Below are 15,722 nucleotides of genomic sequence, written 5' to 3'. Positions count from 1 at the left end.
AGTTGGGATGTACGGGGCGTGCGCCGTCAGAAGAGCTTGCCCGGGTTCAGCAGGCCCAGCGGGTCGAAGGTCCGCTTGATGCCGCGCTGCAACTCCAGTCCCACCGGGCCGAGTTCCCGGGCGAGCCAGTCCTTCTTCAGTACGCCGACGCCGTGTTCGCCGGTGATCGTGCCGCCCAGTTCGAGCCCGAGCGCCATGATCTCGTCGAAGGACTCGCGGGCGCGGCGGGATTCGTCGGGGTCCGCCGCGTCGAAGCAGACGGTGGGGTGGGTGTTGCCGTCGCCCGCGTGGGCGCAGACGCCGATGGTGAGCGCGTACTTCTCGCCGATCCGCTCGATGCCTTCGAGCAGGTCACCGAGGCGCGAACGGGGTACGCAGACGTCGTCGATCATCGTCGTGCCCTTCACCGCCTCCAGGGCGGGGAGGGCCAACCGGCGGGCGTGGAGCAGCAGTTCGGACTCGGCCGTGTCCTCCGCCGGGACGACCCCGGTGGCGCCGGCCGCCTCGCAGAGCAGGCCGACGGCCGTCAGGTCGGCCCCGGGGTCGGGGGTGTCGAAGGCGGCGAGGAGGAGGGCCTCGGTGGTGTCGGGGAGGCCCATGTTCGCCATCGTGTTGACGGCGCGGACGGTCGTACGGTCCATGAGTTCGAGCAGGGACGGGGTGTGGCCGCTCTCCATGATCCGGCAGATGGCGTCGCACGCGGCGGCCGCGCTGTTGAACTCGGCGGCCAGGACCAGTTGCCGGGGCGGCTGGGGGCGCAGGGCGAGGACGGCCCGGACGACGATGCCGAGGCTGCCCTCGGAGCCGACGAAGAGGCGGGTCAGGTCGTACCCGGCGACCCCCTTGGCCGTACGGCGGCCGGTGGTGAGCAGCCGCCCGTCGGCGAGGACGACGTCGAGGCCGAGGACGTACTCGGCGGTGACGCCGTACTTGACGCAGCACAGGCCGCCGGAGGCGGTGCCGATGTTCCCGCCGATCGTGCACGTCTCCCAGCTGGAGGGGTCCGGCGGGTAGAAGAGTCCGTGTTCGCCGACGGCGCGGGAGAGGGTGGCGTTGACGACGCCGGGCTCGACGACGGCGATCCGGTCGACCGGGTTGATCTCCAGGATCCGGTCCATCTTCACGAGGGAGAGGACGATGCACCCGTCCGAGGCATTGGCGGCCCCGGACAGCCCGGTGCGGGCGCCCTGCGGGACGACGGGGACGCGCAGGGCGGTGGCGGTGCGCATCACGTGCTGGACCTGTTCGACGGAGCGGGGCAGGACCACCACCGCCGGTGTGCCCGCCTCGCAGAAGCTCGCCATGTCGTGGGCGTAGGACGCCGTGACGTCGGGGTCGGTGATCAGGGCTTCGCCGGGCAGTCCTGCCCGCAGCCGTGCGAGGAGATCGTCCATGATCCCAGCGTCGCATCCGGGGCCATCGGTGTGAACCCGTCTGCGATCCACCACGCGGGAGTGGGTGTGCTCTTCGTATGGACGCACAGTAATCACCATGAATGCCATGAAAACGGATCAGCTCAAGCAGGTCAGACGGGCGGCCCTGGCCGCCGGGGTCGGCGGAGCGCTGGTCGCCGGTGTCCTGCTGCTCGTGCCGGACCGGCGGGCGGAACCGGCGCCCGCGCCCGGGCCCGAGGCCCGTGCGATGGCCGCGGTGGGTGCGGGGGCGCCGGCGGCGCTGCCGGACCTGAACGCGCTCATCCGGGGGCGGGAGAACCGGGTGCGGACGCATCCGGAGGACGCCGGGGCGTGGGCGGTGCTCGGCTCGGCGTACGTGGAGCGGGGGGTACGGCGGGCGGATCCGGCGTCCTTCCCGCAGGCGGACCGGGCGTTGCGGCGCTCGCTCCAGGTGCTGCCGGGTGGGGCGGGGGGCGCGGGTTCGGGGTCGGGTTCGGGTTCGGGCTCGGGGGGCGCGGGCTCCGGCGCGCGGGGGAAGGGCGCGTCCGCCGACACGTCCGGCCGTACGGACGCGCTGGTCGGTCTCGGCGCGCTCGCCAACGCCCGGCACGACTACGGCGCCGCCCGGAAGTGGGGCGAGGAGGTACGGAAGCGGGAGCCCGGCCGCTGGGCGGCGTACCCGGTCCTGATCGACGCGTACAACGGTCTCGGCGACTACGAGGCGGCGGGCAAGGCGCTCGACCGGCTCAAGAAGCTGCGGCCGGGCGCGCCCGTGCTGGAGCGGGCCGCGGTGGTCTACCGGGACCGCGGCTGGCGCGAGGACGCGGCGGCGAAGGCGGTCGAGGCGACGGCGCGCGCCGCCACCCCGGCGGAGAAGGCCCAAGCGCTGTGGACGCAGGGCGAGTTGTCCTGGGAGCGGGGTGAACCGGCCGAGGCGCTGGGGCACTACGACGCCGCGCTGAAGGCGGTGCGGGACCACGCCGCGGCGTTGGCGGGGCGGGCGAGGGCGCTGGCGGCGCTGGGCCGTACGGACGAGGCGTACGCGACGTACCAGCGGGCGATCGAGGAGACCCCGAGGCCCGAGTACGCCTTGGAGCTGGGCGAGTTGTACGACGCGCAGGGCTTGGACGGCGACGCGCAGAGCCAGTACGCGGCGCTGCGGGCCCGGGCCGAGGAGGCTCAGGCGCAGGGCGTGAACGAGGAGTTGGTCCTCGCTCGCTTCGAGACCGACCACGGGGACCCGAAGTCGGCGGTGGAGCGGCTGCGGGCGGAGTGGGCGCGGCAGCACCGGAGCATGGACGTGGCGGACGCGCTGGGGTGGGCGCTGTTCCGTACGGGTGAGGGCAAGGAGGCCCTCTCGTACGCGAAGAAGGCGACCGAACAGGGCAGGCGCAGCGCCCTGTTCTCGTACCACCGGGGGGAGATCGAACGCTCGCTGGAGATGGACGGTGCCGCGCGCCGTCACATCGAGGAGGCGCTGCGTACCCATCCGGCCTTCTCGCCGCTGCTGGCGCCGAAGGCGCGTGAGGCGCTGGACGCGCTGGGGGAACCGGCGGGGGGTGGTCCCAAGGACATGTACGGGAAGGCGGGGAAGGCGAGTTCGGGGTCCGGTTCCGGCTCGGGCTCGGGCTCGGGCTCGGGCTCGGCTTCCGGTCTTTCGGCGAAGGTGGAGTAGGGCCGGTCGCCGTACTCGCTGTCGCGGGTACGGGTACGGCCCCACGGGTCAGTTTCCGTGGGGCCGTCCGGCGTTCCACACCCGCGCGGAAGCCGCGCGTCAGAGATTGCCGCGCTTCTCCTGCTCGCGCTCGATCGCCTCGAAGAGCGCCTTGAAGTTGCCCTTCCCGAAGCCCATCGAACCGTGCCGTTCGATCATTTCGAAGAAGACCGTCGGTCGGTCCTGGACGGGCTTGGTGAAGATCTGGAGCAGGTAGCCGTCCTCGTCGCGGTCGACCAGGATCTTGAGCTCGCGCAGCGTCTCGACGGGGACGCGCGTGTCACCGGCCCACTCGCCGAGCGTGTCGTAGTACGAGTCGGGGGTGTCGAGGAACTGGACGCCCGCGGCCCGCATGGCCCGTACGGACGCGACGATGTCGTTCGTCGCGAGCGCGATGTGCTGGACGCCGGCGCCGCCGTAGAACTCCAGGTACTCGTCGATCTGCGACTTCTTCTTGGCGACGGCGGGCTCGTTGATGGGGAACTTCACCTTGAGCGTGCCGTCGGCGACGACCTTCGACATGAGCGCGGAGTACTCGGTGGCGATGTCGTCGCCCACGAACTCCTTCATGTTGGTGAAGCCCATCACCTGGTTGTAGAAGGCCACCCACTCGTTCATGCGCCCGAGTTCGACGTTGCCGACGCAGTGGTCGACGGCCTGGAAGGTGCGCTGGGCGGGCGGTTCGACGATCGGGTCGGCGGCGGTGAAGCCCGGCAGGTAGGGGCCGGTGTAGCCGGAGCGCTCGACCAGGGTGTGGCGGGTCTGGCCGTACGTGGCGATGGCGGCGCGGACGACGGTCCCGTGCTCGTCCTTGCTCTCGTACGGCTCCTCGATGCCGCGCGCGCCGTGCTCGGTGGCGTACGCGTAGGCGGCCCGGACGTCGGGCACCTCGATCGCCAGGTCGACGATTCCGTCGCCGTGCTCGGCGACGTGCGCGGCGAGGAAGCGGCCCCGCTCGGTCGAGGGCTTGACGACGGACGTGAGGACGAAGCGGGCGGCGCCGTTGGTGAGGACGTAACTGGCCGTCTCACGGCTGCCGTTCTCCGGCCCGGCGTAGGCGACGAGCTTCATGCCGAAGGCCGTGGCGTAGTAGTGCGCGGCCTGCTTGGCGTTGCCGACGGCGAAGACGATCGCGTCCATGCCCTTGACCGGGAAGGGGTCGGCGGCGCGCGCGGTGTCGGGTGCGGTACCGAGGTGCATCGAGGTGTCTGCCATGGGCTCAGCGTCACCCGGTTCCACAAGGTGCGCAACAGTTCGCGGGTTCACTGGGCAATCTGTCCGGTGGCGGGCCAGAATGACGGGGCGATCTGCGCAGAGTGACCATGGAACAACGCGAGGGGGAGACGGTCATGGGCATCGACGGGCTCGACGGCAGGCTGATCGTGCTGCTGGCGCGGGAGCCCCGGATAGGGGTGCTGGAGGCCTCACGGCGGCTCGGGGTGGCGCGCGGGACCGTACAGGCGCGGCTGGACCGGCTCCAGGCGCAGGGGGTGATCCGGGGGTTCGGGCCGACGGTGGACCCGGCCGCGCTCGGGTATCCGGTGACGGCGTTCGCGACGCTGGAGATCAAGCAGGGGCAGGGGGTGGACGTACGGGCCCATCTGGCGACCGTGCCGGAGGTGCTGGAGCTGCACACGACGACGGGGCAGGGCGACATGCTGTGCCGGCTGGTGGCGCGGTCGAACGCGGATCTCCAGCGGGTGATCGACCGGGTGGTGGGGTTCGAGGGGATCATGCGGGCGTCGACGGCGATCGTGATGGAGAACCCCGTACCGCTGCGGATCATCCCCCTGGTGGAGCAGGCGGCGGGGGACGCGACCCTCGACGCGTGAACGTATAGCGCGCGGCCCGTGACGCACGGCGCGGATACAAAGAGGTGGCTGCAAAGGATTGGTTGCAAAGAAACCCTTGCATCCATTCCTTTGCATGTCTATCGTGGAGGCATGCCAGAAGCCTCGCGCCCCCCGGCCCGTGACGACGTCCACGCCCTGGACCCGCACACCCTTCGCGGGCTCGCCCATCCGATACGAATGCGCCTGCTCGCCGCCCTGCGGCACCACGGCCCCGCCACCGCCTCCCAGTTGGGCGAGCGGCTCGGCGAGTCGAGCGGTGCGACCAGCTACCACCTGAGGCAGCTGGCGACGTACGGGTTCGTGGAGGACGCGCCGGAGCTGGGCAAGGGGCGGGAGCGCTGGTGGAAGGCGGTCCGTCAGGGCACGAGCCTCGACCGTTCGCTGTACACGGACTCCGACCCGGGCACCCGTACGGCGGTGGAGGTGTTCCTCGAAGAGCTGGCGGCTTCGCACGCCCGGGAGGTGTCCGCCTGGGTCCACTCCGTCATCGACTGGCCGGTGGAGTGGCACGGCAGCTCGGACCTCAGCGACTTCACCCTGCGGCTGACACCGGAGTTGGCCGCGGAGATGACCGAGAAGGCCCACGCCCTCATCGAGAGCTATCAGGACCGCGTCATCCCGGAGGACGCCGAGCACGTGGCGCAGGTGCGTGTGCATCTCCACGCGCTGCCGCAGGCCGAGGACTGACACCGCACAGACGACCGACACCTCATTCATCATCGATCTCGCCCGGGGGTTCCTCATGCATGCCGACATTCATCTGATGCTGCACAGCGAGAAGTCCGCCGAGCTACAGAGGCGGGCCGCCGAGAGCAGGCGGGCCGTGAGCGCTCCGCGCATCACCTCGCCCGGGGAACCGGGCCGCGCGTGGCACGCTCTCCGGGCGCGGCTGGGCTGGGCGTTGGTCGAGTGGGGGCTGCGACTCGCGAGCCGCCCGCACGCGCGAGAAATCCCCCTCGCGTGAGCCGCGGGGAGGCGAAGTCGGCCCCGGCACCTCCGCCCTCCGTGACCGGGTACGACAGGCGGCCGCTGGTCGCGGTCCTCGCCGCCAACACCGTCTCCATCGCCGGGAGTTCACTGACCCTGATCGGCGTCCCGTGGTTCGTCCTCCAGACGACGGGCAGCGCGGGGCGGGCCGGGTTCGTCGCCTTCTGCGCCACTCTGCCGGTGGTGGTCGCGGCCGTCGTCGGCGGCCCGGTCATCGACCGGCTGGGCCGGCGCCGGGTGTCCATCACCTCCGACCTGGTGTGCGCGGTCGCGGTGGCAGCCGTCCCGCTGCTGCACTTCGCGGGGGTGCTGGACTTCTGGATGCTGTGTGTCCTGATGGCCCTCAGCGGCCTGGTGCACACCCCCGGCCTCACCGCGCGTTCCGTGCTGGTCCCCGACCTCGCCGAGCGCGCCGGGACGACCATGCCCAGGGCCGCGAGTCTCCTCGACGCCGTCTCGCGCGGGGCCCGCATGCTCGGGGCGGCGCTGGCGGGTGTCCTGATCGCGTTCCTCGGCGCCGAGACCGTCCTGCTCCTGGACGCGGCGACCTTCGCGGTCTCGGCGGCGCTCATAGCCGTGGGGGTGCGGGGCGTACGTGCGGCGGAGCCGCAGCGCCTCGCCCCCGTCTCCCTGAAGCGGTACCGCACGGAGCTGCGCGAGGGATACGCCTTCCTGGTCCGCACGCGCCTGTTGCTGGGCATCACGGTCATGGTGATGGTCACCAACGGTCTCGACCAGGGCTGGAGCGCGGTCCTGCTGCCGGTCCACGCGCGGGAGGATCTGGGCGGCCCCACCGATCTCGGGTTGCTGACGGCCGTGTTCGGCGGCAGCGCGCTGCTGGGGGCACTGTTGTACGGGGCGTTCGGCGAGCGCTTCCCGCGCCGCGTGGTGTTCGCGACGGCGTTCCTCATATGCGGGGCGCCGCGATACGTGGTCGCGGCGCTGGTGGACGGGACCCTGCCGCTGGCGGTGACGATGGCGGCGGGCGGGCTGGCGGCCGGGCTGCTCAACCCGATCCTGACCACGGTCATCTTCGAGCGGGTGCCGACGGAGCTGCGGAGCCGGGTGTCCGGGGTGACCATGGCGGGCGTGGAGATGACCATGCCCCTGGGCGGGCTGGTGGCCGGGCTGCTGGTGGAGCGGGCGGGGCTGAGTCACGCGATGCTGGCCATGGGAAGCGTCTACCTGCTGGCGACCCTGAGCCCGCTGGTCTTCCCCGCCTGGCGGCACATGGAGCGCCCGGCGGTACGGGAGGACGAGGCGGTCGGCGGCGTGGTCGACGGGGCGGTCGAGGACGCGGCTCCCGGGGTCAGCAGCTCGGGACCGAGCCGCCCTTCTCCAGCGCCCGCAGGGCCGACACCGCGCCCTTGAGGGTCGTGACCGGCACCAGCCGCATGCCCGTCGGCAGCTCGGCGTTGGCGTCCCCGCACTCCGCCTTCGGTACGAGGAAGACCGTGGCCCCGTCCCGCCCGGCGGCCTGGGTCTTCAGGGACACCCCGCCGACCGCGCCGACCTTGCCGCTCCCGTCGATCGTGCCCGTACCGGCGATGGTGCGGCCGCCGGTCAGGTCGCCGCCCGAGCCGTCACCGTCGAGCTTGTCGATGATGCCGAGGGCGAAGAGGAGTCCGGCGCTGGGGCCGCCCACGTCGGCGAGGTGCAGGCTGACGTCGACCTTCTTCGGATCGGCGTGCAGGAAGCCGAGGGCGGCCTCGGTCGCCGAATCCTGCGAGTCGACCATGTCGCGGGTGTTGTGCCGCTGGATCTGCTGGTCGGACTGGCCCGACGGGTAGACGGCGTCCCGGGGCAGGACGGCCTCGTCGGTACGGAACCAGCCCTTGGCCACGTCGGCCAGGTCGACGTCGGCGGACGGCCCGGTCGCCACGATGGTCGTCAGCCGCAGCTGCCCCTCCGTCGTGCGGGTGGGGGCGCCCTTGATGGTGATGACCTGCCGCCCCTGGTCGGCACCGAGGACGTCCGCGGTCAGTCCGGGCTGCGCGACGGCGTACGGCAGCGGCGCGGCGCCCGCGACGGCGAGCAGCGCGACGACCGGGAGGGCGCAGAGACCGAGACGGAAGGGACGTGAGAGACGAGGAGGCACGGTGTCAAATGTATCGGCAGCCGTCCGGGGCTCGGTCCAGGGCTCCGTCCGAGACTCCGTCCAGGGCTCCGCCCTGGATTCCGCCCGGGGTTCAACGCAGGGCGTCGGCCACCTCGCGGGCGGCGTCCACGACGCGGGGTCCGACCCGTTCCGGCACGGAGTCGGTGAGCATCACCACTCCCACGCTCCCCTCTATGCCGGTCACCCCGATCAGCGCGGCGGCGGCGCCGCTGGCGCCCGCCTCCAGCTCGCCCTGGGTGAGGGTGCAGAGAGGTTCGGTGAGCGCGTTCTGCCGGGCGGCGAGGATGGCCTTGCCCGCGGCGCCCCGGTCCAGGGCGTGCCGGAATCCGGCCCGGTAGGCGACGTGGTAGTCGGTCCAGGTGGGTTCGACGACGGCGACGGCCAGGGCCTCGGCCCCGTCGACGAGGGTCAGGTGCGCGGTGGCGCCGATGTCCTCGGCGAGGGAGCGCAGCGCGGGCAGGGCCGCCTCCCGTACCAGCGGGTGCACCTGGCGGCCCAGGCGCAGCACTCCCAGGCCCACCCGGGCGCGGCCGCCCAGGTCGCGGCGTACCAGCGCGTGCTGCTCCAGCGTGGCGAGCAGCCGGTAGACGACCGTCCTGTTGACGCCGAGCTTGTTGGACAGCTCGGTGACGGTCAGGCCGTGGTCGGTGTCGGCGAGCAGTTTGAGGACACGCAGTCCCCGGTCGAGCGTCTGGGATGTCTCCGCGGTCACGACGCCCTCTCCTTCGGAGTGAGTGGCGACGGCTCTCTCACGGTGTGACGGCACCGGTCCCACGGCGACGCACGGAGAGGCCGGCGGCGAGCCTTGGCGCACCGGCTGCGCTCCGGGGCGGTACTGCCACGGGGCGTATGCGTTGCGGGGACAGTAGCGAGCGGCACCGCTGAGCGGAAGACCTCGTCCAGAATCCGGGCACGGGAGGTGAGTTACGCCGAGTTCCCCACCCAAAACCGAATGAACGAGGACTTCTGAGGAACAGTCGGCTTATATCGGTCGGCGGTACGCGGCCGTCCGGGGCCCCCGGCCGGCGGGGTGCGCACACCGGCCGGGGAACGGGAGACGGGGTCACCGCATCCGGGTGGCCCACTCCTGGACCTTCTTGACCCGCTCGCGCAGCTGCCCGGCCGTGGCCTCGGCGCTGGGCGGCCCCCCGCAGACGCGGCGCAGTTCGGTGTGGATGACACCGTGCGGCTTGCCGCTCTGGTGGACGTACGCGCCGACCATGGTGTTGAGCTGCTTGCGCAGTTCCAGCAGCTCCTTGTGGGAGACCACGGGCCGCCGCTCGGCGGGCAGTTCCAGCAGGTCGGCCTCGGTGTCGGGCTTCTTGCGGCTGTGCGCGATCTGCCGGGCCTGGCGCTTCTGGAGCAGCATCTGCACCTGGTCGGGTTCCAGCAGTCCGGGGATACCGAGGTAGTCCTGCTCCTCCTCGCTGCCCGGGTGCGCCTGCATGCCGAACTCGGCGCCGTCGTAGAGGACGCGGTCGAAGACGGCGTCGGACTCCAGGGCCTCGAAGGGCAGGGACTCCTGCTCACCGGTGTCCTCGTCCTGCTCCCTCTCGGCCTCGGCCATCTCCTTCTCGGATTCGGCGTACGGGTCGTCCTCGCCGGCCTTCTTCGGCTTGTCGAGGACGTGGTCGCGCTCGACCTCCATCTCGCCGGCGAAGCCGAGGAGGTTCGGGATGGTGGGAAGGAAGACGGACGCGGTCTCGCCCCGGCGCCTGGAGCGCACGAAGCGGCCGACGGCCTGGGCGAAGAAGAGGGGGGTCGAGATGGTGGTGGCGTACACGCCGACGGCCAGGCGCGGCACGTCGACGCCCTCCGACACCATGCGGACGGCGACCATCCAGCGGTCGGTACTCCCGCTGAAGTCGTCGATGCGCTTGGAGGCGCCCGTGTCGTCGGAGAGCACGACGGTCGCCTTGTCCCCGGTGATCTCACGGATGAGCTTGGCGTAGGCGCGCGCCGAGTCCTGGTCGCTCGCGATGACCAGTCCCCCGGCGTCCGGGATGCTCTTGCGCACTTCGGTGAGCCGCTGGTCGGCGGCGCGCAGCACGTTCGGCATCCAGTCGCCGCGCGGGTCGAGGGCGGTGCGCCAGGCCTGGGAGATCGCGTCCTTGGTCATCGGTTCGCCGAGCCGGGCGGCGATCTCGTCGCCGGCCTTGGTGCGCCAGCGCATGTTGCCGCTGTAGCTCAGGAAGATGACGGGGCGGACGACACCGTCGCCGAGCGCGTTCCCGTACCCGTACGTGTAGTCGGCGGACGAGCGGCGGATGCCGTCGTTGCCTTCCTCGTACGCGACGAAGGGGATGGGGTTCGTGTCGGACCGGAAGGGCGTGCCGGTGAGGGCGAGGCGCCGGGTCGCGGGTTCGAACGCCTCCAGGCAGGCCTCGCCCCAGGACTTGGAGTCACCGGCGTGGTGGATCTCGTCGAGGATGACCAGCGTCTTGCGCTGCTCGCACTTGTTGCGGTGGAGCATGGGCCGGACGCCGACACCCGCGTACGTGATGGCGACGCCGTCGTACTCCTTGCTCAACGGGCCCGCGCTGTAGTCGGGATCGAGCTTGATCCCTATCCGCGCGGCCGCCTCGGACCACTGCTTCTTGAGGTGCTCGGTGGGCGCGACGACGGTGATCTGCTGGACGACGTGGTGGTGCAGCAGCCAGGAGGCGAGGGTCAGCGCGAAGGTCGTCTTGCCGGCGCCGGGTGTCGCGACGGCGAGGAAGTCCCTGGGCTGCTCCTGGAGGTACCGCCCCAGCGCCTGTTCCTGCCAGGCGCGCAGCTTGTTGGCGGTACCCCAAGGCGCCCGGCCCGGGAAGGCGGGGGAAAGGTGGTGTGAGGAGGCGGTAGTAGTCACGGTCTCCGGTTCGGACGTGGGTGTGCGCGATCGCGTCGCGCGGGCTTACGTACGACAACCGGGCCACCCTATCGGGGGCCCGGGGCGATCCTCGTACGAACGGGGGCCGGGTCGCGCGGGTGCGGCGAGGGTCACACCGAAGGCGCGCCGTCCCGCACCGGGCGGGGCATTCCCTGACGAACCCGCACGGAACGCCCCCGCATGGAACGCCCCCCGCTCGGAACGCCCCCGCCCCTCACCCGTCCGTTCAGGTACGTACGGGACCCGTCCGTGTCAGGTACGTGCGGGGCGGACCCGGGTCGCCACCCACACCCCCGCCAGCGCCACCGCGGCCATCGGCAGGAAGACCGCCGCGAAGGCCGTCGGGTGCGAACCGGTCGCCGTGGAGACCGCGTGGCCGCCCACCGAACCGCCGCCCAGCGCGGCGAAGGCGGCGCCGCCGATCGCGAGCATCAGCACGTTCGACAGGCCGTCGGAGATCTGGAGGGCCGCGGAGTTGAGGCCGGCCTCCTCCGGCGCCGAGAGCTTGAGGAGCAGCACGCTCGTGGAGGCGAGGACGAGGCCCATGCCGAGGCAGCCGACCCCCCAGGCGACCGCGACGATCCAGACGGGGACGGAGTGGATCAGCACGGTCGGCGCGGCCCCGATCGCCGCGGCGACCAGCACCATGCCGCCCGTCATCAGCCGGGCGCGGTACGGCTCCATGCGCGGCCTGGACTGGACGTACGAGCCGAGCGCCCAGGTCAGGCCGCCCGCGGCGAGCGAGAGGCCGGCCATCGTGGGCGACAGCCCGCGCTCGGCCACCAGCATCAGCGGGACGAAGCTCTCGGCGGCGATGAACGACCCGGCGGACACCCCGCGCAGCAGGATCACGGCGGGCAGGCCGCGGGCGGCCCGCCAGGTGCCCGCCGGCAGCAGCCCGAGGACGGCCGGCACCAGGAACGCGATTCCGGCGACGGCCGGCAGGAGCGAGAGGGGACGCAGGTCCTGGGCGGCGTACTGGAGGAGCGCGGCGCCCAGCGAGATCCCGAGCGCGAGGCGGATCCGGCGCCGGTCGAAGGCCATGGCGGGCGCGGACGCGTCGGCGGGACCGGAGGCCATGCGCCGGATCGCGGGGAGGGCGAGGGCGAGCGGCAGGACGATGAGGACGGGGATGCCGAGGAAGACCCAGCGCCAGCCGAGGTGTTCGGTGACGGTGCCGGAGGCGAGCGGGCCGACGACGGAGGGGATCACCCAGCTCGCGGCGAACGCGGCCATGATCGAGGGCCGCAGCCGCTCGGGGTAGGCGCGGCTGATGGTGACGTACAGCGCGACGATCACCAGTCCCCCGCCGAGCCCCTGCACGGCCCGGCCGAGGATGAACAGCGCCATCGTCCCGGCCGTCCCGGACAGCACCAGCCCGGCGGCGAAGGCCGCGATGCCGGTGGTGAGGGGGGCGAGGGGCCCGTTCCGGTCGGCCCACTGCCCGGACAGCACCATCGCGAAGAGGCTGGTGGTGAAGTACGCGGAGAAGGCGAAGGCGTACAGCGAGATGCCGTCCAGCTCCCGCGCGGCCACCGGCATCGCGGTCCCGACGGCGGTCGCCTCGAACGCGATGAGCAGCACCACGGAGACGATCCCGATACTGAGCGCCCGGTGGACCGGCCCCAGCACCCCGCCCTGACCGGGAAGTTCTGGTACGGGCAGGTCGGCGGGGGCGACGGTGGCGTCGCCGGGTTCCAGGGCGGTCATGGAATCAGGGTAAGGGGCATGGCCCCTGTTGATCCCTGTCGCGAGACGGATCCCCCTGGTCCCTTGGTCGTAAGACCAAGAACCCACCCACCCCACCCACCCACCCGCGTGAACGCAGTGTGGCAGTCCCGTTGCACAACGCCCCCGACACTTGAGCGTGCCCACCCACCCCCCTACGGTCAAGACCAGAGCAACACCTTGGCCGTGTGCCCGAGTGGTTCAGGGACTCGCCTGCAAAGCGAGTTACGCGGGTTCGATTCCCGCCACGGCCTCCGGATGCCTGACCAGGCAGAACGAAAGGGCAGCACCCCTTGGGGGTGCCGCCCTTTCGTCATCCGTCTCAGTTCCCGTCCCAGTTGGCCGTTCAGACGTGTCCTTGACTGGCAGATCACACAGCTGCGATCCGCGCCTCACAGGGCGCAGCCGCCTCGACCACGGCGACTCATCCGGACTGACGCCGGCATGGATCAGCAGGCGAAGGAGACCGCCCAAGAGTCGCCAAACTTTCCGGCAACGAGGCGAAAATCGAAGCCCCCGAGGGTGCGCACGATCGACTTCGTTTTTCGGAGCGTCCTTCCGGGATAGTCAACTCCGGTCAACTCACCGCCCTCGGCGTACCACTCGTGAGATTCTCCATCGCGGTGGATTGACCCAAGCGACGCAACCCAGACCGCACGCTCCTCAGGATCAATGATCGGAATGCCTTGACCGTAACGGTTGGCAACCCACAGCATCTCGTCCGGCACGCGCACTTCGTGGTCCGGTTCCGCATACATGAGCGCTGCGGCCCGATGGCTGGTGAACAGCCAGACTGTGGCGTGATATCCGATTCGCCTGTCTGCCTCGACACGGGCCTTCATTGTGTCCACCTGAATGGCAGAGTCTTGAACTTCTACAGCTATGTAGCAAGTTCCGCGAGGATGGGGCACTTTCACACCGACATCAACACGGCGACCGGCCGCTTGGTGCGGCACCTCCATCCGGGCGGCCCAGCCCAGTGCCGTGAACTCGTCCATCAGGACGCGCTTTGCCAACAGGTGCCGCCAGCTCTCGGACTCCGCTCCAGGACAATTGGAGTCAGGAGCGTGGGCGAAGTGCGCGGCGACTTTCCGACCTCGCTTGAGGATCACCGATGATCGGCACATTGGGCATAAATAGGTGTCCTGGCCGAGGTCCCGTGATGCTTCAACACGTGAACCGTCGGACTGCTCCGCTATCAGCAACATACCTCCCGGGGCTTGGGGGCAGCTCGGCTACTGGCGTCGCACGCGCCCAGGCCACCGAGCCGTGCTTTGCCTACTTGATCCATGTGTAGCACCAGAGAGTCAGCACGCGCCGACTATCTGATCAAACAGCCGGACAGAACTCGCGCGCCGCCTGGACGGCGGCGCGCCCTCGATTTTTCGTTCTACTCGCTTCTCAATCCCGTGAACCTTGAGCCCAGCCAAGCCGTCATCATCCGGCCGGTCAGTCTCGGTCTTCCAGATGAGACCGTCGACCTACCTCGCGACGTCGGTGCGCACGGCATCCACCATGCGCTAGTACTGGCTGGCCGTGGCCGTGGTCGACCACCCCATGAGGCCCATGACGGCACCCTCAGGAACATGAGGATCAGCAGAACCGTCGCGGCGGTGCGTCGTGCAGACGTCCGTCCCGCACCTTCGCCTCGATCAGAAGCGCCTTCCACTCGGACCAGTCACGCCGGTTAGATGGCTACGGCCGTGTTCGTCCGGAAACACCCGGCCGTTCTCAACCCCCGGCAGTCCGCCTCTCCCCTTCCTGTGTAGGACATCGCCCACTCGCTGCGAGGAGTGCTGAACGCCGACCTTGCGCGTCACCATGGCCAGCGAGTTGACGGACCGACCGTACGCTTGAAGACATTAGGCAAGGGCAAAGCAGGGTCTACCATGACACAAGGGCAAGGACATTAGGCGCCCGAGGCGGAATTCACTCCCGTCGCATCCTCCGCAGGTTGCGGCTGATAATAGTCCAGAGAGAAACTGCTGCGCGTAAACGGGTTGGTCCTTGTTCCACCAAATCCAGCGAACTGCTTAACCGCCTCAGCCGTCAGGACTTGGACTCCATTTATTTCAGCGTCGGTGTACCTAGCTCTAGCAATCTCCCAGAGGCTCGACATCGCCGTGATAACCGCATGGGTCTGAATAATCGTCTGCTCAGCGTCAACCCACCGGGTAGTCCATCGCCACAGCCGATCCCTGTTGTCCTTAGTCTCGATCTCAAGGTAACTCAAGCTCGGGCCACCGCCACCGAACGATGCCCCGGTTTGCTCATCCGTCATGACCAAGCTAGCCGGCCCCGAAAGCACGGCAAGGCCGTGCTTAGCCGAGTTGTAAAGGTTACTGTCGCTCAGTAGACGTTTCGCAACGAGGCGCAGAAATCTGGACGTTGTATCGATGTGCACCTTCAGCTCATCGCTCGAACCATCACTTACGCGCCCCAAGAACACCCGACTGACATTCTCCACAGGAATGGGATCATCCCTAAGCTGGGCAACTCGCCGCTTGAATACCTTGAAGCTCGTTAGACCCGCGCACTCCAGCCAGGGGCACGGTTGTCCCTCGGCATGGGCAAAGTACAGACGCAAGAGCGCCTCGGATGCATGATGGAGGAGGACTTCAGCTTCAGTGGAAACGAAGGCTTGCAGCGATGCCGCATCCTCATCGGCGGGTTCAGTTTCTTGCTGTCGCACGGTAACTTCGCCGTATCGGAGCCCTTTGGCCAACATGGCATCCAGCTCACGCGGCTTCGCTGCGGCGAGAATCAGCAAATCCAACCGTTTGCGGAAATAGTCCGCAGGATCAGAACCGTAGAAAGATCGGTTGAGTTCAGGGAACTGTTCCGATGTCAGGTTCTTGTTGGGATCGACCTGCGCCACGGCGAAGCCTCCTCTCAGGCTGGGAACACTGTACTCAGCTCGGCGGCAACCGGTGCTTCCATTTTTGCGGGTGAGCGTCCCCCAGCTCCCCTTACCGCCAGCTTGCCTCGTGCCTGGCCTGTCGCCCGCTCATCGAGCTTTGGCCAGAACCGACAAACCTGCAAAACGCACAGGGGC

Annotated in this window: 13 protein-coding genes, 1 tRNA gene and 1 pseudogene; 6 read left to right on the top strand and 9 right to left on the bottom strand. The window is 70.0% G+C overall.

The genetic code is table 11. The features are described from left to right. Nucleotides 1-26: 26 nt before the first annotated feature. A complete protein-coding gene (locus HA039_RS22055; protein ID WP_167032644.1) occupies nucleotides 27-1,394 on the bottom strand; it encodes an FAD-binding oxidoreductase in 1,368 nt (455 codons plus the stop codon). A 106-nt stretch (nucleotides 1,395-1,500) separates the two neighbouring features. On the opposite strand from HA039_RS22055, the gene HA039_RS22050 reads away from it, so the two are divergent. Continuing rightward, nucleotides 1,501-3,069: a tetratricopeptide repeat protein gene (locus tag HA039_RS22050; protein ID WP_279592860.1), complete on the top strand. Its 1,569-nt coding sequence runs from the start codon at nucleotides 1,501-1,503 to the stop codon at nucleotides 3,067-3,069. A 99-nt stretch (nucleotides 3,070-3,168) separates the two neighbouring features. Here HA039_RS22050 and hppD read toward each other — a convergent pair whose 3' ends face one another. Continuing rightward, a complete protein-coding gene (hppD, locus tag HA039_RS22045; protein ID WP_425086421.1) occupies nucleotides 3,169-4,308 on the bottom strand; it encodes a 4-hydroxyphenylpyruvate dioxygenase in 1,140 nt (379 codons plus the stop codon). A 149-nt stretch (nucleotides 4,309-4,457) separates the two neighbouring features. Here hppD and HA039_RS22040 point away from each other — a divergent pair, with 149 nt between their 5' ends. The 4 genes from HA039_RS22040 to HA039_RS22025 all read left to right on the top strand — a co-directional run bounded on the left by HA039_RS22040 (nucleotide 4,458) and on the right by HA039_RS22025 (nucleotide 7,319). Then, on the top strand, nucleotides 4,458-4,940 hold the full coding sequence (locus tag HA039_RS22040) for an Lrp/AsnC family transcriptional regulator (protein WP_167037357.1): 483 nt from the start codon (nucleotides 4,458-4,460) through the stop codon (nucleotides 4,938-4,940). 111 nt (nucleotides 4,941-5,051) lie between these two features. Beyond that, nucleotides 5,052-5,648 carry a winged helix-turn-helix domain-containing protein gene (locus HA039_RS22035; RefSeq protein WP_167032640.1) on the top strand — a complete coding sequence of 199 codons (597 nt, stop codon included), beginning with the start codon at nucleotides 5,052-5,054 and terminating at the stop codon, nucleotides 5,646-5,648. Between the two features lie 55 nt (nucleotides 5,649-5,703). Beyond that, nucleotides 5,704-5,925, top strand: a complete 222-nt coding sequence (locus tag HA039_RS22030) for a hypothetical protein (RefSeq protein WP_167032638.1) — start codon at nucleotides 5,704-5,706, stop codon at nucleotides 5,923-5,925. Further along, nucleotides 5,922-7,319, top strand: coding sequence for an MFS transporter (locus tag HA039_RS22025; protein ID WP_243869657.1), 1,398 nt, complete (start codon nucleotides 5,922-5,924; stop codon nucleotides 7,317-7,319). Before HA039_RS22030 ends, HA039_RS22025 begins: the two co-directional genes overlap by 4 nt. Here HA039_RS22025 and HA039_RS22020 read toward each other — a convergent pair. The 4 genes from HA039_RS22020 to HA039_RS22005 form a co-directional block, all read right to left on the bottom strand. Further along, nucleotides 7,258-8,046: a S16 family serine protease gene (locus HA039_RS22020; RefSeq protein WP_167032636.1), complete on the bottom strand. Its 789-nt coding sequence runs from the start codon at nucleotides 8,044-8,046 to the stop codon at nucleotides 7,258-7,260. The genes HA039_RS22025 and HA039_RS22020 overlap by 62 nt on opposite strands. Nucleotides 8,047-8,137: 91 nt before the next feature. After that, entirely contained in the window at nucleotides 8,138-8,779 is a 642-nt protein-coding gene (locus HA039_RS22015; RefSeq protein WP_167032634.1) for an IclR family transcriptional regulator, read from the bottom strand. A gap of 351 nt (nucleotides 8,780-9,130) precedes the next feature. Further along, entirely contained in the window at nucleotides 9,131-10,918 is a 1,788-nt protein-coding gene (locus HA039_RS22010; protein WP_167032632.1) for a DEAD/DEAH box helicase, read from the bottom strand. 273 nt (nucleotides 10,919-11,191) lie between these two features. Next, entirely contained in the window at nucleotides 11,192-12,649 is a 1,458-nt protein-coding gene (locus HA039_RS22005) for an MFS transporter (protein ID WP_167032630.1), read from the bottom strand. Between the two features lie 200 nt (nucleotides 12,650-12,849). Here HA039_RS22005 and HA039_RS22000 point away from each other — a divergent pair. Next, nucleotides 12,850-12,921 (top strand) — tRNA-Cys (locus tag HA039_RS22000). A 195-nt stretch (nucleotides 12,922-13,116) separates the two neighbouring features. Here HA039_RS22000 and HA039_RS21995 read toward each other — a convergent pair. The 3 genes and pseudogenes from HA039_RS21995 to HA039_RS21985 form a co-directional block, all read right to left on the bottom strand. Then, complete coding sequence (locus tag HA039_RS21995) at nucleotides 13,117-13,875, bottom strand: competence protein CoiA (protein ID WP_167032628.1); 759 nt, start codon at nucleotides 13,873-13,875, stop codon at nucleotides 13,117-13,119. A gap of 204 nt (nucleotides 13,876-14,079) precedes the next feature. Further along, nucleotides 14,080-14,400, bottom strand: a pseudogene (locus tag HA039_RS34640) (site-specific integrase); the annotation flags it as partial. Nucleotides 14,401-14,576: 176 nt separating this feature from the next. Beyond that, on the bottom strand, nucleotides 14,577-15,545 hold the full coding sequence (locus tag HA039_RS21985) for a hypothetical protein (protein ID WP_167032625.1): 969 nt from the start codon (nucleotides 15,543-15,545) through the stop codon (nucleotides 14,577-14,579). Between the last annotated feature and the right edge of the window lie 177 nt (nucleotides 15,546-15,722).

Source organism: Streptomyces liangshanensis, from assembly GCF_011694815.1.
GTDB lineage: Bacteria > Actinomycetota > Actinomycetes > Streptomycetales > Streptomycetaceae > Streptomyces > Streptomyces liangshanensis.
Note: the sequence above shows the minus strand (reverse complement) of the source record. Positions and strands in the feature narration are given on the sequence as shown.

What these genes read in the sequence shown, in the direction of transcription:
- HA039_RS22055 (WP_167032644.1), bottom strand. Translation starts at nt 1,394, where the DNA reads ATGGACGATCTCCTCGCACGGCTGCGGGCAGGACTGCCCGGCGAAGCC.
- HA039_RS22050 (WP_279592860.1), top strand. Translation starts at nt 1,501, where the DNA reads ATGAAAACGGATCAGCTCAAGCAGGTCAGACGGGCGGCCCTGGCCGCC.
- hppD (WP_425086421.1), bottom strand. Translation starts at nt 4,308, where the DNA reads ATGCACCTCGGTACCGCACCCGACACCGCGCGCGCCGCCGACCCCTTC.
- HA039_RS22040 (WP_167037357.1), top strand. Translation starts at nt 4,458, where the DNA reads ATGGGCATCGACGGGCTCGACGGCAGGCTGATCGTGCTGCTGGCGCGG.
- HA039_RS22035 (WP_167032640.1), top strand. Translation starts at nt 5,052, where the DNA reads ATGCCAGAAGCCTCGCGCCCCCCGGCCCGTGACGACGTCCACGCCCTG.
- HA039_RS22030 (WP_167032638.1), top strand. Translation starts at nt 5,704, where the DNA reads ATGCATGCCGACATTCATCTGATGCTGCACAGCGAGAAGTCCGCCGAG.
- HA039_RS22005 (WP_167032630.1), bottom strand. Translation starts at nt 12,649, where the DNA reads ATGACCGCCCTGGAACCCGGCGACGCCACCGTCGCCCCCGCCGACCTG.
- HA039_RS21995 (WP_167032628.1), bottom strand. Translation starts at nt 13,875, where the DNA reads ATGTTGCTGATAGCGGAGCAGTCCGACGGTTCACGTGTTGAAGCATCA.